General features: G+C 35.7%; 24 protein-coding genes and 1 tRNA gene. 3 read left to right on the plus strand and 22 right to left on the minus strand.

Annotated features, from left to right (window positions below):
• Positions 1-99: 99 nt before the first annotated feature.
• The 22 genes from EGI26_RS12040 to EGI26_RS12145 all read right to left on the minus strand — a co-directional run bounded on the left by EGI26_RS12040 (position 100) and on the right by EGI26_RS12145 (position 21,759).
• On the minus strand, positions 100-702 hold the full coding sequence (locus tag EGI26_RS12040) for a tRNA-(ms[2]io[6]A)-hydroxylase (protein WP_255078621.1): 603 nt from the start codon (positions 700-702) through the stop codon (positions 100-102).
• Positions 692-2,962 (minus strand): RND family transporter, encoded by a 2,271-nt coding sequence (locus EGI26_RS12045; RefSeq protein WP_255078622.1) that lies wholly within the window; start codon positions 2,960-2,962, stop codon positions 692-694. The genes EGI26_RS12040 and EGI26_RS12045 overlap by 11 nt, the downstream gene beginning before the upstream one ends.
• 190 nt (positions 2,963-3,152) lie before the next feature.
• Entirely contained in the window at positions 3,153-4,142 is a 990-nt protein-coding gene (meaB, locus tag EGI26_RS12050; RefSeq protein ID WP_255078623.1) for a methylmalonyl Co-A mutase-associated GTPase MeaB, read from the minus strand.
• The gene (gene yjjX, locus EGI26_RS12055; RefSeq protein ID WP_255078624.1) at positions 4,142-4,672 is read right to left on the minus strand and encodes an inosine/xanthosine triphosphatase; all 531 of its coding nucleotides are present in this window, start codon (positions 4,670-4,672) and stop codon (positions 4,142-4,144) included. Before yjjX ends, meaB begins: the two co-directional genes overlap by 1 nt.
• Positions 4,669-5,349 carry a 2-C-methyl-D-erythritol 4-phosphate cytidylyltransferase gene (locus EGI26_RS12060; RefSeq protein ID WP_303626745.1) on the minus strand — a complete coding sequence of 227 codons (681 nt, stop codon included), beginning with the start codon at positions 5,347-5,349 and terminating at the stop codon, positions 4,669-4,671. Before EGI26_RS12060 ends, yjjX begins: the two co-directional genes overlap by 4 nt.
• Before the next feature lie 66 nt (positions 5,350-5,415).
• On the minus strand, positions 5,416-6,468 hold the full coding sequence (gene queA, locus EGI26_RS12065) for a tRNA preQ1(34) S-adenosylmethionine ribosyltransferase-isomerase QueA (RefSeq protein ID WP_255078626.1): 1,053 nt from the start codon (positions 6,466-6,468) through the stop codon (positions 5,416-5,418).
• A gap of 76 nt (positions 6,469-6,544) precedes the next feature.
• Positions 6,545-6,679: a hypothetical protein gene (locus tag EGI26_RS12070; protein ID WP_255078628.1), complete on the minus strand. Its 135-nt coding sequence runs from the start codon at positions 6,677-6,679 to the stop codon at positions 6,545-6,547.
• Between the two features lie 2 nt (positions 6,680-6,681).
• Positions 6,682-7,398, minus strand: coding sequence for a PhzF family phenazine biosynthesis protein (locus EGI26_RS12075; protein ID WP_310587957.1), 717 nt, complete (start codon positions 7,396-7,398; stop codon positions 6,682-6,684).
• Between the two features lie 64 nt (positions 7,399-7,462).
• Positions 7,463-8,188 carry a gliding motility-associated ABC transporter permease subunit GldF gene (gldF, locus tag EGI26_RS12080; protein ID WP_255078629.1) on the minus strand — a complete coding sequence of 242 codons (726 nt, stop codon included), beginning with the start codon at positions 8,186-8,188 and terminating at the stop codon, positions 7,463-7,465.
• Between the two features lie 10 nt (positions 8,189-8,198).
• Entirely contained in the window at positions 8,199-8,714 is a 516-nt protein-coding gene (locus EGI26_RS12085) for a DUF4199 domain-containing protein (protein WP_255078632.1), read from the minus strand.
• Between the two features lie 4 nt (positions 8,715-8,718).
• On the minus strand, positions 8,719-9,231 hold the full coding sequence (locus tag EGI26_RS12090) for a DUF4199 domain-containing protein (RefSeq protein ID WP_255078633.1): 513 nt from the start codon (positions 9,229-9,231) through the stop codon (positions 8,719-8,721).
• Entirely contained in the window at positions 9,228-10,511 is a 1,284-nt protein-coding gene (locus EGI26_RS12095) for a dihydroorotase family protein (protein ID WP_255078635.1), read from the minus strand. Before EGI26_RS12095 ends, EGI26_RS12090 begins: the two co-directional genes overlap by 4 nt.
• 102 nt (positions 10,512-10,613) lie before the next feature.
• Positions 10,614-10,997, minus strand: a complete 384-nt coding sequence (gene gcvH / locus EGI26_RS12100) for a glycine cleavage system protein GcvH (RefSeq protein ID WP_255078636.1) — start codon at positions 10,995-10,997, stop codon at positions 10,614-10,616.
• 201 nt (positions 10,998-11,198) lie between these two features.
• Positions 11,199-11,360 carry a cbb3-type cytochrome oxidase assembly protein CcoS gene (gene ccoS, locus EGI26_RS12105; protein ID WP_255078642.1) on the minus strand — a complete coding sequence of 54 codons (162 nt, stop codon included), beginning with the start codon at positions 11,358-11,360 and terminating at the stop codon, positions 11,199-11,201.
• Positions 11,361-11,362: 2 nt separating this feature from the next.
• Complete coding sequence (locus EGI26_RS12110) at positions 11,363-13,786, minus strand: heavy metal translocating P-type ATPase metal-binding domain-containing protein (RefSeq protein WP_255078644.1); 2,424 nt, start codon at positions 13,784-13,786, stop codon at positions 11,363-11,365.
• A gap of 128 nt (positions 13,787-13,914) precedes the next feature.
• Positions 13,915-14,103 carry a hypothetical protein gene (locus tag EGI26_RS12115; protein WP_255078646.1) on the minus strand — a complete coding sequence of 63 codons (189 nt, stop codon included), beginning with the start codon at positions 14,101-14,103 and terminating at the stop codon, positions 13,915-13,917.
• On the minus strand, positions 14,103-15,029 hold the full coding sequence (locus EGI26_RS12120; RefSeq protein ID WP_255078647.1) for a glycosyltransferase: 927 nt from the start codon (positions 15,027-15,029) through the stop codon (positions 14,103-14,105). The genes EGI26_RS12115 and EGI26_RS12120 overlap by 1 nt, the downstream gene beginning before the upstream one ends.
• Positions 15,029-16,756 carry a glycosyltransferase family 39 protein gene (locus EGI26_RS12125; protein WP_255078648.1) on the minus strand — a complete coding sequence of 576 codons (1,728 nt, stop codon included), beginning with the start codon at positions 16,754-16,756 and terminating at the stop codon, positions 15,029-15,031. The genes EGI26_RS12120 and EGI26_RS12125 overlap by 1 nt, the downstream gene beginning before the upstream one ends.
• Positions 16,753-17,730: a glycosyltransferase family 2 protein gene (locus EGI26_RS12130; RefSeq protein ID WP_255078649.1), complete on the minus strand. Its 978-nt coding sequence runs from the start codon at positions 17,728-17,730 to the stop codon at positions 16,753-16,755. Before EGI26_RS12130 ends, EGI26_RS12125 begins: the two co-directional genes overlap by 4 nt.
• A gap of 25 nt (positions 17,731-17,755) precedes the next feature.
• Entirely contained in the window at positions 17,756-19,837 is a 2,082-nt protein-coding gene (locus EGI26_RS12135) for an OmpA family protein (protein WP_255078650.1), read from the minus strand.
• 203 nt (positions 19,838-20,040) lie between these two features.
• On the minus strand, positions 20,041-21,003 hold the full coding sequence (locus EGI26_RS12140) for an electron transfer flavoprotein subunit alpha/FixB family protein (RefSeq protein WP_255078651.1): 963 nt from the start codon (positions 21,001-21,003) through the stop codon (positions 20,041-20,043).
• Between the two features lie 21 nt (positions 21,004-21,024).
• A complete protein-coding gene (locus EGI26_RS12145; protein ID WP_255078653.1) occupies positions 21,025-21,759 on the minus strand; it encodes an electron transfer flavoprotein subunit beta/FixA family protein in 735 nt (244 codons plus the stop codon).
• A 120-nt stretch (positions 21,760-21,879) separates the two neighbouring features.
• Here EGI26_RS12145 and EGI26_RS12150 point away from each other — a divergent pair, with 120 nt between their 5' ends.
• The 3 genes from EGI26_RS12150 to EGI26_RS12160 all read left to right on the plus strand — a co-directional run bounded on the left by EGI26_RS12150 (position 21,880) and on the right by EGI26_RS12160 (position 23,389).
• Positions 21,880-22,206 (plus strand): tetratricopeptide repeat protein, encoded by a 327-nt coding sequence (locus tag EGI26_RS12150; RefSeq protein ID WP_255078659.1) that lies wholly within the window; start codon positions 21,880-21,882, stop codon positions 22,204-22,206.
• Entirely contained in the window at positions 22,199-23,266 is a 1,068-nt protein-coding gene (locus tag EGI26_RS12155; RefSeq protein WP_255078662.1) for an asparaginase, read from the plus strand. The genes EGI26_RS12150 and EGI26_RS12155 overlap by 8 nt, the downstream gene beginning before the upstream one ends.
• Positions 23,267-23,304: 38 nt before the next feature.
• Positions 23,305-23,389, plus strand: a tRNA-Ser gene (locus EGI26_RS12160).
• Positions 23,390-24,188 lie beyond the last annotated feature (799 nt).

Consider the following 24,188-nt stretch of genomic DNA (forward strand, 5'->3'; position numbering starts at 1 on the left):
TAAGTAAATTAAATTATTTTTTATTGTTGTTGAAGTTTATGAGGACACAACCTTTGGCCGACTTGAAGTTTGTGGGACACAAACTTTGTTCGACAAATATCAATGAAATCTATCTTCTCTAACTTCTAAATTCTTCATAATTTCGGCCTCCTGAATCAATAATTCTTCCCACCTAACTCTTACTTTTTCTTTTGGATTATATTGCTCAGCAATTTCTATGAAATTCCTATAGTGAAGTGCCTCTGCAATCATCAATTCATGGTAAAACTTACTCAGTGTTTGGTCTGAGATATGTTCAGAAAGAAGCTTAAAACGTTCAGCACTACGTGCTTCTATCAATGCAAATACCAAAGTATCCTCCATTAATTGGTCGTATCTCGAACCACCACCTCGTTTGCACTTATCCAATTGGATAACATATTCATCTTTCCGCTTGTTGGTGAGCTGAATATTTCTTTTCTTCATTTCTTTCAAAACAGCTTGGAAATGTCCCCATTCTTCTGTCACAACGGGTGAAAGTGTATCTACGAGAAATTCACAGTCAGGATATTTTACGATTAAAGTAATGCATTTTGTGGCCGCTTTTTGTTCGCAAAATGCATGGTCTATCAAAATATCTGCGATATTCATTTCAGCAATATTTACCCATCTTGGATCTGAGGGCAATTTTAGGCCAAGCGTTGTCAACTGGTTATTTTCCAATATTTTTCAATTGTTTTAAACTCTGCCTTTTGTCCAAAGTCATTAAAAAACACGGGAGCAAAATCAGATTAGAAATCATGCCAATTAAAAGCGTTATAGATACCAACAATCCTAAGAACACGGTTCCTTTAAAACCCGAAGCTACAAAGATACCAAAGCCGAAAAATAATATGATGGCAGTGTAGAACATACTTATTCCCGTGAATTTTATTGTTTCTGATACAGCCTTCGATATAGTTTTACCATTTAAAATTTCTTCTTTGTATTTGGTTAAAAAATAGATGGTACCGTCGCTAGCTATTCCAAAAGCTATACTGAAAATAAGTGTAGTGGATGGCTTTAACGGAATGCCAAAATAACCCATAATTCCTGCAGTAATAATCAGCGGAATGATACTTGGTATTGTAGAAATCATGACAGTTCGGAAGTTTAAAAACTGAGAGGCCATAACCATAGAAACTAATATGATAGCCAAAAGTGTGCTTTCTCCTAGATTGCCCAACAAATAATCATTGCCTTTTGTAAAAACCACACCATTTCCAGTAAGTTTTACTATAACCTGCTGTTCATTTGGCTTCCATTGATTGATTTCTTTATCAAAATTGAAAATAGTATCAGCTTTCGCTTGCAAGGCAGTAAACATCTCTCGCATTCTAACAGTCCCAACATCAGCACTTTGAAAACTTACTCTTGTTTTTTGTTTTTTAGCATCCAAAAATGCCGTGAGCATGTTTTCTCCCTTTCCAGTTCCTTTCACATATTCAGCCATTTTTTGTAATTCTAAAGCCGGAGGAAGTACAAAATACTTTGGATCACCGCCTCTATAGCCTTGATATACAAACTTTAAGCCTTCTACTATCGAGAGCGGTTTTGTAAACTCTGGATACTTGGCAAACTCTCTTTGTAAAAGTTTTATTTGTGTTAATATAGCTGGATTGAAAACTCCGTTATCTTCTTTGGTATCAATCATTACTTCAAAAGGCACAATCCCTTTAAAATTTTTCTCTACAAACTTTAAATCGGCAAAAATTGGATCTTTTTCTGGCAAATCGTCCACAACAAAGCCAATTGCTTTGATTTTAGTAGCTCCATAAACAGAAACTAAAACGATGGCTGCTACTACCCAATAAGTAACAGTTCTTCTGCTATGGACGAAAAAATCTATTTTTTTCAGAATATTCGAAATGGCTTTGTTCTCTAAATGCCTTACATGCTTAGGTTTAGGATCAGCCACGTAACTAAAGATAGTAGGAATCAGAATCAAAGAAATGGCCCATGTAGCTATCACAGCAATTGCTGCGACCAAACCAAATTCAAGCAATAATGGACTCCCTGTGAAATAAAATACAAAAAAGCCGATAAATGTAGTAACGTTTGCTATGAAAGTGGTTTTGCCTATTTTCTCGATCGAAATAAACAAAGCCTCTCGTTTATTTCCAATCCTTAGGTATTCCTCTTGATATTTATTAATCAAGAAAATGGAATTAGGAATACCGATAACGATAATCAGTGGCGGTATCATGCCGGTTAGAATCGAAATTTTATAGCCAAAAAGAGCTATTAAACCTACAGACCAAATAACCGCAATGATGATTACAGAAATAGAATAAAATACAACTCTGACAGACTTGAAAAAAAGATAAAGAATAAGTGTGGTTACTAAAAAGGCTAAACCCATAAACAAACTCAACTCTTCTCTAACCTTAGACATGAAGTTGGTTCGAATAAAGGGCATACCCGAAAAATGTATGTCGATGTTATTCTTTTCACCAAAAGCCTCAGCCTCAGTTTCCACAAGCTTACTAAGCGAAATTCTATCTTTGCTATTTAGTTTGGTTTGATCAAAAGTAACCGCCATTATGTGTGCATTTCCTTGATAAACCAATCCTTCATAAAACGGTAAACTAGAAATTTTACTTTTTAAGGAATCTAATTCAACTTGCGTAGAAGGCTTTGTGGTAAGAAGCGGTCTAAATTCAAACTTTTTCTCTGTTTCATTTTTTTGAATTTCGGCCAAACTGGCTACCGAAAGTACATTTTTTATGCCCTCAATTTTCTTAATTTTTTGGGTCAAATCATACCAATCACCAAAAACTTCTAATTCATAAATTTTTTCTGATTCTATGGCAATAACCATTACGTTTCCGTCTTCGCCAAATTGTTTCTTGAAGTCCTCATAAACCTTAAAACTATCGTCGTTTTGTGGTAAAATTTTAGGGAGTTCATAAGAAAGCTCCAAACCTGCAATTTGATATCCCATAAAAACAGTTATCAAACCAATCAAGCTTAAAAATTTTAGGCGATGATTTAAAATGAGTCCAGCCACACTTTTCCAAAACCCAGAAAACAAATTATTCAGAAAGGACATATATAATTATAATTGAAACGTTTGTACAAAAATACGGATTTAAGTTTGTGTGAGGAAATATTTAGGCCAGATTACGAGCTTTCTATCCCAAATTAAGCAAATCAAAGATCTGCTTAGCCGCATCTAGCGGACTTAAACTTTTGGAAGTAACTAAGCTTTCAAACTTTTCAATATTTGATTTTAACAACTCATTTTTTTGTAAATGATTTTGAATCATATTAAGTAGGCTTCTGCTCATCCAATTTAAATTTTGCAAATTCCGGTTTTCAGCAAAAGAACCATTTTCCTTCACGTGAGTCTCATATTTTATCACAAAATCCCAAATCTGATCAAATCCTACACTATTTAATGCCGAGCAATTTAATATTTCTACCGTCGGCCTAAATTCCCTTGCAGGGAAAAGATGCAAAGCATGATTAAAATTCCCAATTAACTTACTTAAAACTTGACTATCAATCTGGTCTGATTTGTTAATAACCACCAAATCAATCATTTCCATAATGCCTCTCTTGATACCTTGAAGGTAATCTCCGGCACCAGCAATAGTCAGAAACATCAACATATCTGTCATTTCTTTGACAGCAGTTTCTGATTGTCCAACACCCACTGTTTCTACAATAATAAAATCATAACCCGCGGCTTCGCAAAGTAAAATACTCTCCAATGTGCTTTGAGCAACCCCACCCAACTCAAATCCAGCTGGACTAGGACGTATAAATACGTCTTTTTTACCAACCAGTTTTTCCATCCGAGTTTTATCACCCAAAATGCTTCCGCCACTGACTTTACTGCTTGGGTCTATGGCCAGAATTGCTACCTTTTTACCTTGACTAAGAAGAAAATCCCCAAATCCGTCAATAAATGTGCTTTTACCAACTCCCGGAGCACCCGTAATTCCCATTCTAAAGCTATTGCCCGAATACGGTAAGATTTCGTTTACCAATGAAAGTGCATTGGGCCTATCTTTTACAGACTGGCTCTCTACCAATGTAATAGCTCTGCCCAGAACAGCCTTATCCGACGCCAAAACGCCATCCTTGAGTTCTTGGGTAGATAGTCTATTTTTTAGCATCAGTATAAATCTGTTTTTAGAAAAGGAATCAAAGCCAAAATAACAGCCTGGGTATAGTATTGAGTTCTGTCAATGACATTATTGGTTAAAAGTCCAGTCGTACCCATTTTTTGTTTGGTATTGCTCAATCCAAAAACAATCTCGTCGGCATGCCCCAATTCATATCCTTGTTTTATTAATTCTATAACTCTCTGTGGCAGAAAAAAACCGGCTGTTCTTGCTTTACCCATTTTTGATTGACCTAAAACCACAATCCACGCCATAGCTTCCACCTCTGAATGTTCATGTTCAATGTTTCCACCTTCAATTCCCACCCAAAAATCAGCCGCTACAAATTGTTCTCTAGCTTTGAATGCCCTATTGTATGCCCCTTTAAAAGTTTCTTCATCTCCCATTGGTTGGTCGCTTACATCTGATCCGACCTCAACACCCTCAAAAACAAACTTATCTTCATTAAACATACTTTCAAATCCTATCTGTGTAGACTTAATTTTGACAGGATTCTTTGATGCCACAATTACTCTCTTCATTCGATACTATTTTTTAAAAATATCTCCGCGATTTCCATATCCTCGGGACTGGTGATTTTTATATTTTTATAGTCGCCTTCCATCAAATAGATAGTCTTTCCAAAATACTCGAATACTGAGGCATCATCTGTAAAAACTTCATTGTCTTCGACTTCATATGCCTTCTTTAACATCTCTAAATCAAAAGTTTGCGGGGTTTGTATCAATTTTACATTTTTCCTATCAACAGCCTTATTCCCTGTTTCACTCAAAAATCTGACTGAGTCTTTCGAATCTACACACACCACCGCACTTGAATTTAGGGCTGCCATATCAAAAGATTTTCCTATAACTTCAGTGCTTACAAAAGGTCTAACACCATCATGAACAGCCACTAATCCAGTGTTTTCTTCAATAGAAAAAAGGGCATTTTTTACGGATTGAAATCTACTTTTACCCCCTTCCACTACTTTTAATCTAGACAAATCTGAAAAATATAAACTGGCAATCTTTTCCCAATAAACCATCGCATCTACTGGAAGTGCAAGTATGATCGTTAAATCAGTAATTTTAAAAAACTTCTCAATGGTATGCACAAGAATTGGCTTATTGCTCAGTGGAAGAAACTGCTTAGGAACTGACGATTTCATTCTACTTCCTGAGCCGCCTGCTACAATTATTGCGTATTTTTTAATCATAAAAAAAGTGTCGTACTAGGCACGACACTTCAAATATAGTTTCTAAAATCTAATATCGAAAACTAATTAGATAATCAACATACAATCGCCATAAGTAAAGAATTTATATTTCTCCTTAATAGCCACCTGATAGGCCTCTGTGATGGTTTCATATCCACCAAATGCACAAGTTGTCATCAACAAAATAGATTCTGGCAAATGGAAGTTAGTCAAAAGGGCGTTGGTAATTTTAAAATCGTAAGGAGGGAAAATGAATTTATCTGTCCAAGCATTATTGATGGGTTTTACCCTATCGTTGGCCGACACCGAAGATTCCATAGCCCTCAAAGTAGTACTCCCAATAGCACACACTCTCTTTTTGTTTTCCAATGCCTGATTTACAATCTTGCAAGTTTCCTCAGGTATAAAAAAGTTTTCTGAATCAGTCTTGTGCTTGGTCAAATCTTCTACCTCAACCTGTCTGAAAGTACCTATACCGATATGCAATGTCAATGGAGAAAAATCTACCCCATTGATTTCCATTCTTCTAACAATGTTCTTTGTAAAATGTATACCAGCTGTAGGAGCAGCTACGGCACCTTCTACATCGGCAAATATGGTTTGATAACGCTCATTGTCAACATCAGCAACTTCTCTTTGCAACACATCTTTAGGAATCGGCGTCTCACCAAGTTCATAAATTGCTTGCATCATCTCTTCATGATTTCCATCAAAAAGAAACCGTATTGTTCTTCCACGTGAAGTCGTGTTGTCTATAACTTCAGCCACCAAATCACTATCTCCAAAATAAAGTTTGTTGCCTACTCGAATTTTACGAGCTGGATCTACCAAAACGTCCCAAAGACGCATTTCACGGTTTAATTCTCTTAATAAAAAAACCTCAATCTTAGCACCTGTTTTTTCTTTTGAGCCATATAATCTTGCAGGAAATACTTTGGTATTATTTGAAACCATTACGTCACCTTCACCAAAATAATCTACTATATCTTTGAACATTTTGTGTTCTATTTTTCCAGTCTTACGGTGCAATACCATCATGCGGGCACCGTCGCGGTCGTCAAGTGGATATTGTGCAATAAGGCTGTGAGGAAGGTCAAATTTAAAAGCAGATAATTTCATTTATTATATATTTCAAATATTAAAGAATTATTTAAACCGAATATTTATGAAAAATTAAAAATAACATAATGTATTTTTAATTTCCTTCCAAATCTTTATCGGGCTGCAAAGGTACAAAATCCAATAGGCCGTTGTCAAGTGATTTGGCATTTATCTTGAAATAAATACTGAAAATCAGACAATTGCTAAAGCTTTTCAAAATATTTGGCATTGCTAAAAAGAAATTTCACCTTGGAGGTACAGATTTGCTTTACCACCAATAAGAACTCTGTCACCGAGCAGTTCGCATCTAACGTCTCCCCTTCTTTGAGATATTTGACAGGCATTCATTTTGGTTTTTTCAAGAATAGCTGACCAATAAGGAATCAACTTTGTAAATGCCGAACCTGTGACTGGGTCTTCATTAACTCCCACCTTTGGTGCAAAAAACCTACACACAAAATCATAGGTCTCTGATTTTGAAGAAGCTATAACTCCTCTTGCATTTATTTTCGACAACAAACCAAAATCAGGATTCAGATTGGCAACGGTGGTTTCGTTTTCAAATATCAGTAAAACATCGTCTCCTACTTCATAGATTTGAATCGGAATAGCATTCATTGCTTCTTCAATCCCCGTCAAGATTTTTAATTCTTCTGCAACTACAACCGGAAAATTCAAAAATATCTCCTGACCATTTGTTGAAACATAAAGTGGCCCACTCTTCGATTCAAAGGTGATAATATCTCCTTGAAATCCCAATATTTCAAAAATCACATAAGCACTTGCCAAAGTAGCATGACCACATAGATTAACCTCCACAGTAGGTGTAAACCATCTGATATGAAAGTCTTCAGAAGTTTTAACAAAAAATGCGGTCTCTGATAAATTGTTTTGACTAGCAATCTGTTGCATTATTGTTTCAGAAAGCCAAAAATCTAAAGGAACCACTGCAGCAGGATTTCCTGTGAATGGATTGAGGAAAATGCGTTGACGTGATAAATTTTCAGTGAAGTCACTTTCTGATTTTATTTAAAACCATCTGAGTAAAAACCAAAAACAAAGCTGAAAAACTAATAAGAAAAACAAAATTCCTGCTATCTAACATTCCTTTTCCCAAGGAAGCATAATGAAAATCTAAACCTAAATAATTTAAATAGTACTGAATACTTCCTGTGAATAAATTGGACAGCTGACCGATTCCATCATAAAAAAAATAACATACAATAGCTGCAAGTATAAATGCCACCACTTGATTTTTGGAAATAGCAGAAGTGAAAATTCCTATTGCTGCGTAGGCAGCTGACAAAAGCAATAAACCAAAATATGATCCAACAATAGCAGCTGAGTCAATATTTCCTTTAGGATTTCCTAAAGCATAAATAGAGATATAATAGATAATAGTAGGAATCAAAGCAAGGAGAATGATGCATAAAGAAGCAAAGTATTTTCCAAAAATAATCCCCCAAAGCGTTATGGGCTTTGTAAAAAGCAACTCTAATGTACCAGTTCTAAATTCTTCTGAAAACATACGCATTGTTACTGCAGGAATCAAAAACAAGAAAATATATGGACAAAAATCAAAGAATGTCGTCATTTCGGCATAACCATAGTCCAATACATTAGAGTTGGGATACATCCAAAGCATCAGACTGGTCACCAGCAAAAACACTCCTATAACTATATAAGCTATAAGTGAATTAAAAAAAGTAGAAATTTCTTTTTTGAAAATACTAAACATAAATGCTTTTTTAAGAAAATACGGGTTTATCTTTTTTCATAATGGCCGACATGATGAGAGAAGCTATGAAACCTACGAATATCGCTCCAATTACTCCCCATAAGAAGCCTAATCCTGAATTTGCAGTACTCTCGACTTTCTGAACTGCCTCTTCTATTTGTGCTTCTGAGAGCCCCATAGATTCATACTGCTCGGTAATCATTTCTATTTGTTGTTCAATCAAAGACGGATCAATATACTTTCTATAAAAATTATCAAAAAGGACTGATAAAATTGCACCAGTTGTAACTGTAAGCATGCCCAATCCTAGACCATCCTTAAAAACCATAAAGCCCCCGTTGAGTGTTTTAAACTCATTGAAAGCCAAATACAATACCCCAAAAAGCATAATCAACATGGCCAAAAGGCCTAATATCCAATTTTTCCAGATGCCTGTATTGTAGGCCACTGTGTTGTAAACAATTCCTACTATGCCATAAATTAAGCCCCATTTCAAGGCAATTCTTGCAGAAGATACTTTTTCCATATTTTTAGTTTTTAAGTTTTCTCATAGACATGCCAAACAAACTTATGGCGACAATTGCAATTTGTTTGAACAACAAATCATCTGTGATGATAACAGCGTGTTTTTGGGTATCAAACGAAAGTAAACTCTGCCTGTAAGATTTTTCATTTAAAATCTTTTCAAACATTTCTTTATCTTTCAAAAGTAAAGCTTTACCATGAATCATCCAATCTGTAAATGGCTTTGCATCAATAAATTCTATAAATAAGTACACCAAAACTCCTGAAATTAACGCTCCGATGATGTTAGTTAGAAAGCCGATTGAAAATGCTTCATAAAAATGCAAAAATCCTCCATTGTTTCTTTTAAAATACCAAATAGAAGCCCAAATCATTATGATATTTATACCAATATCTGGCCTTCTGAACGCCAAAGGATTGGGCTTTGTGGCATACATTCCTAAAAAAAACAAAAAGCATCCAACCCCTGCTAATCCACCAAAAATCATTGAATAATTTAGTATTTGTTTTCTTTTCACTTGCCTAATACTTTATACTTTCCGTTATTAAATACAGCCAACACACTACCATTCAATACCTTATCTTTAAAATGGGAATTTTTACTGATGGATTTTATACCACTTTCAGAAAAGACTGAAGTATTCCTAGGCTGAAAAACAGTAAGATTTGCTGCTTTTCCGACTTCTATGCCAGGACTCTCTAAGCCGAACAATCTTCTTGGGTTAGTAGTAATTTTTTCAATAATCACCTCCAAATCTAAATCAGAAAAGGTATTAATTACAGAAAAAAGAGTTTGAGTACCAATAACTCCAAAATCTGCTACATCAAACTCGACATTCTTATGCTCAGCATCCAAAGGATTATGGTCAGACACAATCATATCGATGGTGTCATCTTGCAAACCTTTCTTTAAAGCTTCAATGTCACTTTTGCTCCTAAATGGAGGAAAAACTTTAAGGTCAGTATCAAAACCAATCAATGATTCATCTGTAAAGGCAAGCTGGTGAGCAGCAATGTCGCAGCTAACTGGCAATCCCTTTTTCTTAGCCTCTCGAATCAAATTTACCGATTCTTCAGTAGAAATTGTCGAAAAATGCAGAAGTGATTTAGTAGACCTTATACCTGAATACTCAAGTAGTTTCAAATCACGCATAATCATAATTTCCTCAGCGGCAGATGGTATACCTTTCAAACCAAGCATGGTACTGGTTATGCCTTCGTGCATTTGCCCAAACATACTCAAGTACTTATCTTCAGATTTATTGACCAATAAAGTGCCCAACGGCTCTAAATATTGCAGAGTCTTCAACAAAATATCTGAACTTTGAATCGAATTTTTGCCATCTGAAAACCCTACCGCTCCGTTGTAGTGCAAGTCAATCATGTCAGTAAAATCCTTTCCTTCACAACCCTTAGTTACAGCCCCCAGATTAAGAAGCTGAAGGAGGTTATACTTAGAAAAATTCTTAAAATAAGAAAGAGACTCTTTACTTTGAACTGTTGGATGTGTATTCGGAAAGCCAATCACGGTAGTAATTCCACCTGCTAAAGCAGCTTCTTGTAAACTTTCAAGATTCTCTAGCCATTCCTCACCAGGGTCTTTATAATGAACACCACCATCTACCCATCCAGTGGAAATACAAATATTTTCACCATCTATAACTTCATCAAAATCAAAAAAATCTATTTTTTGACTTATGGCTGAAATCAAACCATCCACAACTGCCACATCCAATGTCTTTTTGTGGAAAGACGAACTTGGGTCTAGTATGTAAGCATTTTTTACTAAAACTTTCATTTGATATATAAAAAAAAAGCCCTAATGGGCTAAAAATCAATATAAATACTAAAAAGAAAATGTTAAAATCGATTGATCCAATAAATTCTTCATCCGTTTTTATTAATGTCCTATTGATGATTTATATGAATCTGCATCCATCAATTTTTCCAAATCTGACATATCAGACACTTCCATTCTAATCAACCAACCTCCTTCATAAGGAGAATTATTTACCAGTTCTGGCTCATCACTTAAACTTGGGTTAACTTCTAATACTTTTCCCGCAACCGGCAAAAACAAATCAGAAACAGTCTTTACGGCCTCAATGGTACCGAAAATATCATTTTCTTCTAAATTGTCCCCTTCGGTTTCTATTTCTACAAACACTATGTCACCAAGTTCGCTCTGAGCAAAATCGGTGATACCCACTAAGGCTACATTTCCGCTCTCAATCTTTATCCACTCGTGTTCTTCTGTATATCTTAAATCCGCAGGAAAATTCATTTATCTATATTTGTTTAAAAGTGTTTGCAAGTTACATCTAAAGATTTATTTCTCAAAAAATGAACATTGATTATATTTTGTTTTTTTGGATAAAGCCTAAATGGTATTCTTTAAAGAATAAGTAAAGGTGGCAACAAAGTCACCACCTTTAGCTGGAAGAGTATTTAAACCCTAATTGATTGGAATCGCTTTTCAGCTTCTTTAATGTTTTTTATTTTCGTCCCTTTCATTATCTATCAATATCCTTACTGATGGAGAAAAAGTATCATCGAACTGACCATCTTTTGTGGCCCAAAAAAAGGCTACTAGAAAACTCCCTGCTATCAAAATCGCCAAAATGACCAATATTATTATTACTTCCATATCTATATCAATTTTCTTATATGAGCCATTAGCCAAGTAAGTCCTACAGCAAAAAACACTACAGAAAGTGTACTGAGAGGCATAAATATGGCGGCCAATACTGGCGACAAATTGCCACTAGCTGCCCAACCAACACCTATAATATTATAAACTACCGAAAGCAAAAAGCTCAGTTTTACGATATTCAAAGCTGTTTTACTAAAACCAACATATTCAGCCAAATTTTCAAATTTATTAGCATCTAAAATAGCATCACATGATGGAGAAAATGCTTGAACATCCTCTGTAAGGGCAATACCAATTTTAGATTCACGCAAAGCACCGGCATCGTTTAAACCATCACCTATCATCAGTACCTTATTGCCTTCGGATTGTAATTCTTTGATGTAATCCAGCTTATCCTGAGGAGTTTGATTAAACCTCATATTTAGTCCAAAAATAGGTTTTAGAAAATCCTGCATTTTGTTGTTGTCACCAGAAAGGAGTGCTAACTCAAAGGTTTTTTTAAAATTGGCTAACAATACTTTCCAATTTGGTCTAAACCTAGGTTCTATGGTAAAAAACCCTTTGTAATCATCTGCAATCGAAACGTGTACTTCAGAATCTTGAGCATCATTGGCTTGGCCATTCACAAAATCTAACCTTCCGACTTTTACAGAAATGCCTGCCACAATGGCTTCAATTCCTTGCCCTTTTACTTCAAATATATAATTAATCTCGAGAGGAGAATTCTGAGACAAATGACTAGCAACCAGCTTACTCAAAGGATGAACTGACTGCGAAACTACGGTATAAACAAGCCTTTCATCCTGCTTATTTAAATCACCCACCCACCTTACTTCTCCTTTGTTTGCCTCAGTTAGCGTCCCGGTTTTATCAAAAACAATGGTATCTATTTCCGATAATTGTTGAATTACTCCTTGATTTTTTACAAAAAACCTATTTTTCCCAAAAATGCTCATTGTGGCGTTCATTGTAAATGGCAAGGACAGTGTAAGTGCACAAGGGCAAGCCACCATCAAAACGGCTGTAACCGAGGGCCAAATCAAAGATGGGTCATTGAATTTCCAATAAATACCTACCAAAATAGCAATTGATATTGTTAAATAAGTAAAATACTTACTAAAAGCGTTGGCCAGTTCTGTGGTAGGAATTTTCTTTTCTTTCAAGAAACTTTCGTTGTTCCATAGCTGTGTTAAATAACTGGTTGAAACGGGTTTCTGCACCAACAATTCTATTTGCTCCGCTACTTGCCTACCTCCAGCAAATACCGTTTCACCTTTAAGTTTTTTTATTGGTTTTGCTTCTCCAGTAACAAAACTATAGTCAATCAGGGCGTTGCCGTTCAAAAGTACGGCATCTGTCGGTATCAGCTCTTGATGATGGATAATGAAGATATCTCCCTTGGCCAAATCATTTACATTTTTATATTGTAAAGACTCGTTTTTTACTTTTACTGCCAACGGGAAATAGGACTTAAAACTTCTGTCAAATGACAAATAATTAAAAGTAACTTTTTGAACCCATTTTCCAACCAATAAAAACAGAACCAGGCCAGCCATACTGTCCCAATAACCAGCCGTTTGCAATACTAAAGTTTGGAAAGTACTTCTTAAAAACAAGGCGGAAATTCCCAAAGCAATTGGAATATCTACACTTAGGATTTTACTATTTCCTTTTGAATTTTCAACGATGCTATAATAAGCACCTTTGAGATAATCGCTTGCTCCGTAAAAAAATACAGGTAGAGCAAGAATGAAATTGAAGTATAAAAAGAATTTCTGATAAGTAGCATCTAGCTGGTTGGCCAAATCCAAATTAAAATATTCCGGAAAACTCATCATCATGATATTGCCCGCACAGAAACCAGTTACACCTATTTTAAAAAGCAAACGCCGTGTTTCGTAATCAATCACCTTTGGTTTTCCTGTGCTTTCAAGATTAATTTGGGGCTCGTAACCTAATGTGGTCATCAACTCGACAATCTCCTTTAGAGAAACTAGATTCGGATCAAAGTCTAAAGCCAATTCTTTCTTGACAAAGTTTAATCTGGCTGAAATAACGCCCTTCAGGATTTTTGGAAAATTTTCTAACAACCAAACACATGAACTGCAGTGAATGGAAGGCACATTTAAAATTACCTTGGCGATGTGTTCATCATGAAAAGATAGTAATTCGGCCTCAATATTTTTTTCGGCCAGATAGTTAAATTTACCTTTAAAATTCTTCGATTTGAGGCTTATTCCAGCATTTGTATTGAGGTCATAATAACCGCAGAGGTTATTATCTTTAAGAATATCATAAACAGTAAAGCAACCGGAACAACAAAAATGTTTCTCATCCTCTTTGATATCTTCGTCTTTACAATCATTTCCACAATGATAGCAACTAACTTTAGAATCTACAGCTGAAATTGTATTGTTCATCAATCGGGTTTTACAGAGGACAAAACTCCCAATTATTGATGAATTAAAACCTATATAACATCATCGAAAAAAATGATTCTAATCATAATATAGAATTTCTGAGAACAAATAGCGGAGAAACGGAATTTTCATGAAACTAAATTGTATTTCCTTCTGATTGAATTGATCAAGAATTTTTTTTGCATAACAAAACTCTCCTGATGCATCTGCACGAAGTCTTGTTTCCATTGCGAAAAAACAATAGGCTCGTGCTTCAAAAAACGTTTGTAGTCTATTTTCTTTGAGGCAAGAAACTCTTCAAATGTGTTATTTTCCATTATTCTACAAAATCGATGAATTTGTTATAGCCAAAATATGGTATAAAACTATTGTATCGCCTAGAACTCAAAACCATGAACAAAATAAACAGTGCTATGAAAAAACCTTGAATAAACACTATAAAAAAGCCCATTACTAGATTTGAAGCCCACCCTGGCGTAGCCTGATGCATCACAAATTTGAGATACAGAGCAATGGCTGCTCCTACAACAGAAAACGAGACCATCACACTCGCAAATATGAGAATTCTTACAGCGGTGAAATCTAAAAAAACAGAAATTGCACTCATCCCATGTAAAATCAATGAGGTGAAATTCATCTTTGACTTTCCTGCTAACCTTACTCCTCTATCCAAAGGAACGGAGTCAAAAGGTAATTTAGATCTAATTACACCCCCAGGATAATTATTCCATATTTCCGAAACGTTTGCCAGTTTCTTGATTTTTGATGCCGGCACTAGACTGTAATTCCCAAAAGTAATTACGTTGCCTGTCAAAAACTTAAATATAAATTTATAAACAAGATAGAACAACTTAAACGCAAGTGACTCGGTACGTTTTTTTCTTTGAGCAAAAATTATTTTATCAGGAGCCGACTTAGATTTCTCTATCAAATCCAAAATATGTTCCGGTTGATCCTCTCCGTCAGAATCCATTACTATAACCACGTCACTATCGTTGTTATCTGCCAAGTATGAAAGCCCAATAGCTATAGCTCTTTGATGCCCTTGATTACTTATGAGGTGGATGACATTTAAATTAAATTCCTTAAAATCAGAGGCAAGAAAAGGCAAGCTAGAACAATCGTCTACTGCCAAATACGATAATTGAACATTTTTATCTTTAAAAATAGACTCCGTTTTTGTTACTAGAAGTTTGAGTGCTTCCCAATCATTATAGACTGGATAAACGATTTTTATTTTCATCAATATCTGTATTTTGTACCTTCAAAATCAAAAATAAGAAGTTTTTCTCCATTTCCTTTTTTTAAAAATACTTTATCGGGTTCGTTTACATCAATTTTTTGCGGAATATCTGACTGTTTTGGCAAATATAGATTCAGATATTGAGCGTCATTATATGATACAACTTTCTTGTTTTCAAATACTTTATCATAAAACTCACTATAAGCACCAGGAATATAAAGCGTATCGTTTTTTATGTATTTATTCGAGATCGTTATAGCTGCTTGTGCGTAAGGATTTGGAATTCTAGCAGGCTCAAACCAAGCGTTCATTGTAGATTTATCAGCAAAATAAGACATGATTTCATATTTAACAGGCTTATATTGATGAACAAAAACAAAAATTATTAGCACAATGGCAAGTTTTGAAAACTTCATGAATCGGTAAATACCAAAACCCAACAAAATGGCCACAAAGGGAGAAGCCACACCGATATACCTGTGAGTGAGGCTTGTAGTATGACCATTTTTTAGGGCATCATTCAAAACAAAAAATATGGGCAAAAGGAACATTAAAAGCGAAACTGATACCAAAATAAACTGAGATTGGCTGAAAGATTCTTTAGGTTGTTTGAAAATATACTCTGCTGCAAAAAACAACATAAAATAAAAGATATTTGCAAGCACAATATCTTCCATAATGGCATGATTAATGGCCAGCAAACCAATTGAAATCACTACTAACGAAACATACACTTTTTGTTTTTTCTTGAAATAGTAGGCACCGAGAAGCAACATAAAAACCAATATTGTAATGACTACATTCTTGATGCCTGAATTTAGTCTTAAAAACAAGCCTTGGGTTATGATACTTGAATCATAAACCAATTCGATTGTTTTCTTTGTTACCAAACTTGGGGTGCTGAGTTGGATAGCTGCTTCAGGGGTCTTTATATTTAACTCAGCTAACTTTAGGTGTTTTTCATTCTTGTCTTTCAAAAAATCCATCGCTAAATATCCTCCGCCCCAGTTGAACCAATACAACATCAAAAAACCATTGAAAACAGCAGCAGATATAAATCCAAACCAAAGATGTTTTTTGTTTTTTGTAAACAAAAATACCAAGCCATGGCTTAGAGGAACCAGAAAATTCAAATAGTGATTAAGCAAAGAAAGTCCTATCAGAACGGCATAAATAATAAAATACTTTGCCTTTTTGTTGCCCTTGAATATTTCAATAAAACAGTAAGTAGCACATATAACCAACAAAAAAGAAAGGGTATAACTTCTAGCTATGTGGCTCTGAGCAATGTTTAATGGATCTAGTGCCAGCAAAAAACCCGCAAAAAATGCAACCGCATTTTTTTTAAAAATCTTTAATGAAAACCAATAAACAAAAACTACTGTAAGCAGACTAAAAATCGCACTTAAAAATCTTATCGGATAGTCAGAATTACCAAAAACCTGCATCCAATAGTGAAGAAATGCATTATAAACTATATGTGTACCGAAATCTGAATGAGCAACTGCCTCAAAATAATCTTTGATGCTTTTTGAAGCCCAAAAATCTTGAGGTGTAAAAAATGGCTTATTAAATATTTCTTGTTGATTACCTCCACCAACCCAGATACCATTTGCATTAAGCAACGTGAATTTTTCGTCAGTAAAAAGCCCTCTATTGTCTAATTTTGAAAATCTAAAATAAGAAGCTAAAACAATTAAAATAACCAACAATCCGTATTTTCTCATTTGATGGACTTATCGTTTTGAGGATAGCCCGTACCAGTGATTTTCTCTATTATGTACCTTGGCCTTCCTTTTACCTCCTCGTAAATTTTGCCAACATACTCGCCAATTAGACCGATAGCTATCATATTTGATCCACTAAAAAACGCCATCGGTAGCACAATGGAAGTCCAACCAGAAACAGCCACGCCTCTCAACTTACTTGAAAGTACAAAAAGGCCTATAATTACAGAAATGATAAAATTAATGACTCCAAACCACAGCACCATTCTCATTGGCACAGTAGAAAACGAGGTTATTCCTTTCCATGCGAAGGCCAACATTTTGCTAAAAGGGTATTTGCTTTCACCTGCCTCTCTTTCTAACCTTTTGTAATAAACCTTCTCAGACGGAAATCCAATGGTAGGAATAATACCGCGAATGAACATGTTATATTCCTTAAAATTGGCAAACTCTCTAAGAACCTTGTTGTCTATTAATCTAAAATCTGCGTGGTTAAAAACAACTGGAACCCCTAGCTTATCCATAATTTTATAAAAAAGCTCTGCTGTAAATTTCTTAAAAAATGTATCCGTAGATCTATCTTCTCTAACACCGTAAACGACAGAATTACCTTCATTATACTTAACTAGCATATCACCTATGGCATTTATGTCGTCTTGAAGGTCGGCATCTATAGACACGTAGCAATCATATTGGTCAATAAAACTAAAAAGACCTGCTAAAACGGCATTTTGATGACCGAAGTTTTTGGCTAATTTGATTCCCAGAACTCTTGGATTAATCTTGGTCAATTGGTCTATTATTGTCCAAGTAGAGTCCTTACTTCCATCGTTTATATAGCAGATTTTACTCTCCGAGTCAATAATATTTTGCTCGAGAAGTTGATCAAAGTAAGTATTTAGTTTTTGATTTGTTTGATGTAAAATTTCTTGTTCGTTATAACAAGGAACTACCAGTAAGAGTTTTGGGCTCATAAAAATCGTTTAGCTCACAAAAATACTACATTTTAGTGATTGTAAATTCCACTCTTCTGTTTTTCTTTCGTGCTTCTTCTGTTGAATTTCTTACTACAGGTTTATACGGTCCCCAGGATTTAATTGCTATTCTTTTAGGGTCAATGGCTCCGTCTTTTGTGATGTAATCTTTTACAGCCTGAACCCTATCCTCAGCCAGTCTAATATTTTTAAACATATCTCCCTGATTATCAGTATGTCCTTCAAGAAGAATTTCCATACTTGGATTTTCAGTCATCATTTTTCTAACTTTCTCTAATTCTTCGAATGATTCTTCCTTTATGATGGACTTTCCTTGGTCAAAAAACAGGTTATGAAGAACCATTTTTTGACCTTCCACCAAGGGCAACATTTCAAAAGTAGCCTTTATCTCTTTGTATTTGGTTTCTTTCGACAAGTCTATTATACTTTTAAAGTCACCATAAGTTTCAAGTGTAGCTGTTATTTCGTACTTTTTCCCGATATTAAGAATTGATTTATTCAACAATGTTTCCTCGTCAAACGTCCAATTGATTAAACTTGTGCTGTCTTTCAACTGATCCAAACTTTCGAATGTAATTTTTGGCATCACAACCTTGTTCGTCACCTTGTCCTTAAACTGGAAATCATACATTACCACCACCTCAGGCTTAATACTTGGGAAGAGTTTTATCTTAAAAATATCGTCTGAGCCAAGTGAATTTTTTAGGGAACTAAAATATGCAAACTCGCCTGATGCCGGAATAGTGATGTATCCATCCCATTCGGGAGAATTAATAGCGGGGCCAAGATTGACAGGCTCAGACCAATTAGTCCAAGTATCATCTAGCCTTGTAGTCACATAAATATCGGCGTCGCCATATCCTGGATGTCCATTTGAATTAAAATACAAGGTTTTATTGTCAGCCGCTAAAAACGGAGACCCTTCATTTCCAGCAGAGTTTATAATATGGCCAAGATTTATGGGTTTTGCATAAGTATTATCTGATGACTTGAAAGAAACATAAAGATCTTTGTCGCCAAAAGTCTCAGATCTTCTAAGACCCATCACTAAATATTTTTCATCGGAACTGATAGCATATTCAGTTACGGTTTTCTTTACTTTAACCTTCTCATCATAAACTTCCAATGCTTGAAAATCAACAATTCTTATTTGCTTGGGCAGCTCCCACTTTTTATTTTTCATAGTGGCTTTTGATAAGCCCGCCACATACTTACCATTAGGAAGATATACATTCAAAACAAATAAACTCTTCCCATCGGCAGAGATAGTGGCAGCGGCGTTGTTGGCCGAATTATTTATGGGCTCTCCTATGTTGCTTGCTACATCCCAAGCTCCATTTTTACTCAATTTTGAAACCCAAACATCTTGTGGAACCTCCAAAATCTTATCGTTTTTTCCAGCTTTATCCTTAGTATTTTCAGGATGATTCAACCTTGTGAAATACAAAAACTTTCCATCTGGAGAAACTATTGGAGCTACTTCTCCGAATTTTGAGTTTATGTTTATTCCCAAGTTTTCCTTTTCAAGATTTGGAGGTAAATTAGCAGCTACATTTATTTTGGCCACAAATGGATGGTCACTATTTGAAATTCCGATTGCATCATACTCCTTAAGGCCTTTGTTCAGCGAATGCACAATCAAAATCTTAATAGCATTTACTTCTTGTTGGGTTTCCGGAATTATAATATTCCAAACCCTCCCGCTAAGCCTTGGAGCTGGATCTCGATTTTCGTAAAGCAATATTTCAGCATTATCTTTTGTATATCCGAAAATCCTTCCAATAGCCCCTGGAGTTACGGTTTCTCCTATTATAATCTGCTTAACCTTTATCGCTTTTTCGAACCCAACCTTTATGTAATCTTCTCCAAATCCAGACCCCGTTGGTCGCCAACTGCAAGGAGAGCTAACGGTCTGAGGCAATACATTAGGTTTGTTTAAAATCTGGATGGCTCGGTTCTTAGGAGAATAAATTTCATCAACCGTTTCTGAGGATTTTTCTAATACCTTAGTCGCCCATAATACCTCTTGTGAATAGATAAAATGGCTTGTACAAAAGAATAGAAGTATAAAACCTCTGAATTTCATTTTTAAGAATAAGATGTACACCAAAACACAATAACGCAAATAACCAACTACAAATTTAATTTTTATTTCGGTTATTAAAATTTTTAAATGAATAGAATTTTGAAAATATAAAAAAGTAACAACGTTCATTTTCAATTAGACGGTGGAAAAACAAAAAAGCCTCCAAAAGGAGGCCTAAAAATAAAAAATATCTTTCAATGCTCTTACAATGCCTTAACAGCCGCAGTCAATTTCGGCAAAACATCAAAAACATCCCCAACAATGCCGTAATCTGCAGCTTTGAAGAATGGAGCCTCGGGGTCCTTGTTGATTACTACAATCACTTTTGAGGAGTTTACACCCGCCAAATGCTGAATAGCTCCAGAAATTCCACAAGCGATGTAAAGGTTTGGAGCAACTTTAACACCTGTTTGTCCCACATGCTCATGATGAGGTCTCCAGTCTAAATCCGAAACGGGCTTCGAACAAGCTGTGGCCGCTCCCAATGCTTCTGCCAAATCTAACAATGGTTGCCAATTTTCTGGACCTTTCATCCCTCTTCCTCCCGAAACTACAAGATCTGCCTCGGGCAATGAAACTGCACCAGTAGCTTTTATGGTTTCTAACACTTTCGAGCTTTCCGTAAGACTTCCGGTGTCAACTGAAAGTTTTTCGACGGTGGCCGAGTTCGTAGTTTCTTCTAAAGGCAAAACATTTTTCTTTATTGCAATGAACTTAATGTCACTGGTGATTGAAGTTTCTGCAAAAGCTTTTCCAGTAAAAATGCTTCTTTTAACCTTAAAACCGATAGTTGTATTTGGCAATTCTACCACATTCCCAACCAATCCTGCTTTCAAAGCACCAGCGGCTCTGGCCATTACGGCATCTGCCAAGGATGATTTAGCAGAAATCACTACTTTGGCAGAAAGAGATTTCGCAGTTTCTGACAACACTTTGCTGTAAGCCATGATGTTTTCAGATGCCAAGTTTTGGGCATTGGCATGTAAAACCTTGCTTGCTCCAAAGTTTCCAGCTTTCGCCAATTCGTCGTCTGAGGCACTTCCAATGGCTAAAACTGTCATGGAGCCACCAACTTGGGCGGCAACTTTTGAACCATAAAAAATGGCTTCTAAAGATGATTTTTTAAACTGGCCATCGGCCAATTCGGTATATACTAAAACTGACATAATATTTTCTTTTTTAAGGTTTTACAAAACTTTAGCTTCGGTTTGCAATAATTTTATCAACGAGCCAGCATCTTCTGCCGATATCATCTTACAAGCACCCTTGGGAGCAGGCAATTCGTATTTATCTATACTCGTTAAAGCATCAGAACTAGGTGCTATCACGGCCAAAGGCTTTGTTCGAGCTGACATTATACCTCTCATATTGGGTATTTTCCATTCAGCAATCGGTTCTTGACAACCCAACACCAAAGGTAAATTGGCTTCCAATTTTTCTTTTCCGCCTTCTATCTCTCTGGCCAAAGTAGCAGTATTTCCCTCCAATTTTAATTCCATAACTGGAGAAAAAGAAGGAATTCCTAACAACTCGCCTACTATGCCATGCACTACGCCAGAGTTATAGTCTGTAGTTTCACGACCCATTAAAATCAGGTCAAAACCTTTGTCTTTGGCATAATTGGCGATTTCAGAAGCAACAAAAAATGAGTCGGTTGGTTCTGCATCAATTCTAACCGCATCGTCTGCCCCGATTGCCAACGCTTTTCTAATTTGCGGCTCCGCATCGGCAAGACCTACGTTAAGTACCGTAAGCGTACCGCCCAAGGTTTCCCTTAACTCCACTCCTCTCGCAAGAGCGTAGTCGTCATAAGGCCCAATGATGTATTGAATACCTCCTTTGCTAAATTTTGTGTCGTTTTCTTCAAAAGAAATCTTTGAGGTAGTGTCTGGCACACTCGAAATACAAACCAGTATTTTCATAAAGATTGAATTTATATTGTTAATTTTGAAAACCTAAACAATGTACGCATTTATACTTTCGAAACACAAATAATAGTATGCATGCATAACAATTACAAATGTAAAAGCTAGAAAAATAGTATGCAAGCCGAACGAATTAAATTTTTACTAGAACAGAAAGAATCAGACCCAAACGAACCTTTTAATTACTATGCCCTGGCAATAGAATATAAAGACAACCAGCCAGATAAGGCCTTAGATTATTTTAAGAAATTGTTATCTGAATTTCCTGAATATCTACCAACTTACTACCATGCCGCTGCATCATTTTTTGAAATAGGAGATAATTTCAATGCAGAAACTACTTACAAACTAGGTATTGATTTGGCCGAAAAATTAAATAAGGAGAAGACTTTACGGGAGTTAAAAAGTGCTTATCAAATGTTTTTGGACGAAATAGATGAATAAATATCAAATACTGAAAATAAATTCGCTGGCCGAAAACGCCCCCAAAGTGCTTATCATTTACACTGGCGGCACGCTGGGCATGGTTTACGACAACCACACCGGCAGTTTGGTGCCTTTTAAGTTTGAGCAGATTGTTGAAAAAATTCCCGAGCTCAACCGGCTCAATCTCGAACTCTGTTTCTTGGCTCTTCCCAAACCGATAGACTCTTCCAATGTTTCGCCCAAAATATGGATTGAATTGGTAGAAATAATAGAGAAAAACTACAGCAATTTTCAAGGGTTTGTAATTCTGCATGGCACAGACACCATGGCCTATTCGGCTTCTGCACTGAGCTTTATGATTCAAAATCTCAACAAAACGGTGGTATTTACGGGTGCCCAACTGCCGATTGGAATTCCGAGAACCGACGCCAGAGAAAACCTCATTACCTCCATTCAGATTGCTGGTTCAGCTTTAAATGAGAAATCTATTGTACCAGAGGTTTGTATTTATTTCAATGGCAGACTTTTGAGAGGAAACCGAGCTAAGAAAAGAGAAAGCAGCCAGTTTGATGCTTTTGATTCCGAAAACTTCCCTTATTTGGCTGAAATTGGGGTAAACATAGATTATAACTTTCTGAATATAAAAATACAAGATGAAAACCAAGCACCAAAATTCTTTAAAAACATTGATGATAATGTCGGAATACTAAAACTTTTCCCAGGCATTAATCAGGCATTTGTCGATAATTTTTTCAACCAAAAATCTTTAAAAGGAGTAGTTTTAGAAACATACGGATCTGGAAATGCACTTTCAAATGTTTGGTTTTTGGAGATTTTGGAAAAAGCATTGCGGAACAATATTATTATTTTGAATGTATCTCAATGTACGGGTGGCAGGGTGATTATGGGCAAATATCAAACCAGTCAAAAAATGAAAGAGATGGGCATAATTTCTGGATCTGACATGACTTTGGAGGCCGCTATAACTAAATTGATGTGGGCTTTGGGGAATGGGAATGGAGGTTTGGAGGTAAAAAATGCACTTGAAAAAGACATTTCTGGAGAGCGTAGTATATAAAACCTCAATATTTATACTTTACTTTGCAATCCCAAAACAGAGAGGTGTCCGAGTGGCTTAAGGAGCACGCTTGGAAAGCGTGTGTGTCGCAAGGCACCGAGAGTTCGAATCTCTTCCTCTCTGCTTTTCCGTTCTTAACTATTTGAATATTAAATAGTTAAGAACATTTTCATCACAACATCCCCTCAATATCCCCACAAGGCATTTATGCTCACATACTTATATAAAATTCTGATTTTGAGGCACATCTCACGTTCTCAATATTTAAACAATGACTTGAAGCCTCTAGAATAACCTGCAGTATTCGAAAATAAAATTCTTTCATTTGGTATTCGGCACCTCGAAATCTTAGCATACTTCCTTTTCTTATTCCAATTCGGCTATGTCGAATGGAACGTTTTTTTTGCTGGGTATCGATAAGTTGACCAAGAATTATTTTCAAGCCATTTTTGAGCTTGATTGGACTACCTGTTGTATATCACTAAATTCGCATGATAGTTTTAAACTTTTCGGTTCAATTCAATGTACCATTTCTTTAAATGCTTCTATTAGGTTTTCTAGGTAATCCCCATTGTTGTCTGCATAAGATGCAGCACCATATCTTCTGACTCCCTCTTCTTTTCTGCCAAAAGCTTTCAGAACTCAATGCAATGAAATCAAGAGCTAACTAAGAAGTTAATCATATCTATAGGCTATTTAGAGTGATTTTTGTCGCTTCTTACAAATAATTTCTAGCAACAAGGCCGTAGACCAAGTCGATACTCCAAAAACCCTCTAATTGGCCTTCTACTTTGTCGACAATACTAATATTTTCTAGCTCAGGTGGTTCACTTTCATTGAAATTTGCACAAAGGTATGTGAAGTCAACCTGAGCATGTCGAAGGGCATGGCGATTGAAATAATGACATCATCAAAATACGCT

Origin of the sequence: Lacihabitans sp. CCS-44 (assembly GCF_024343735.1) — a bacterium.
Taxonomy (GTDB): domain Bacteria; phylum Bacteroidota; class Bacteroidia; order Cytophagales; family Spirosomataceae; genus Leadbetterella.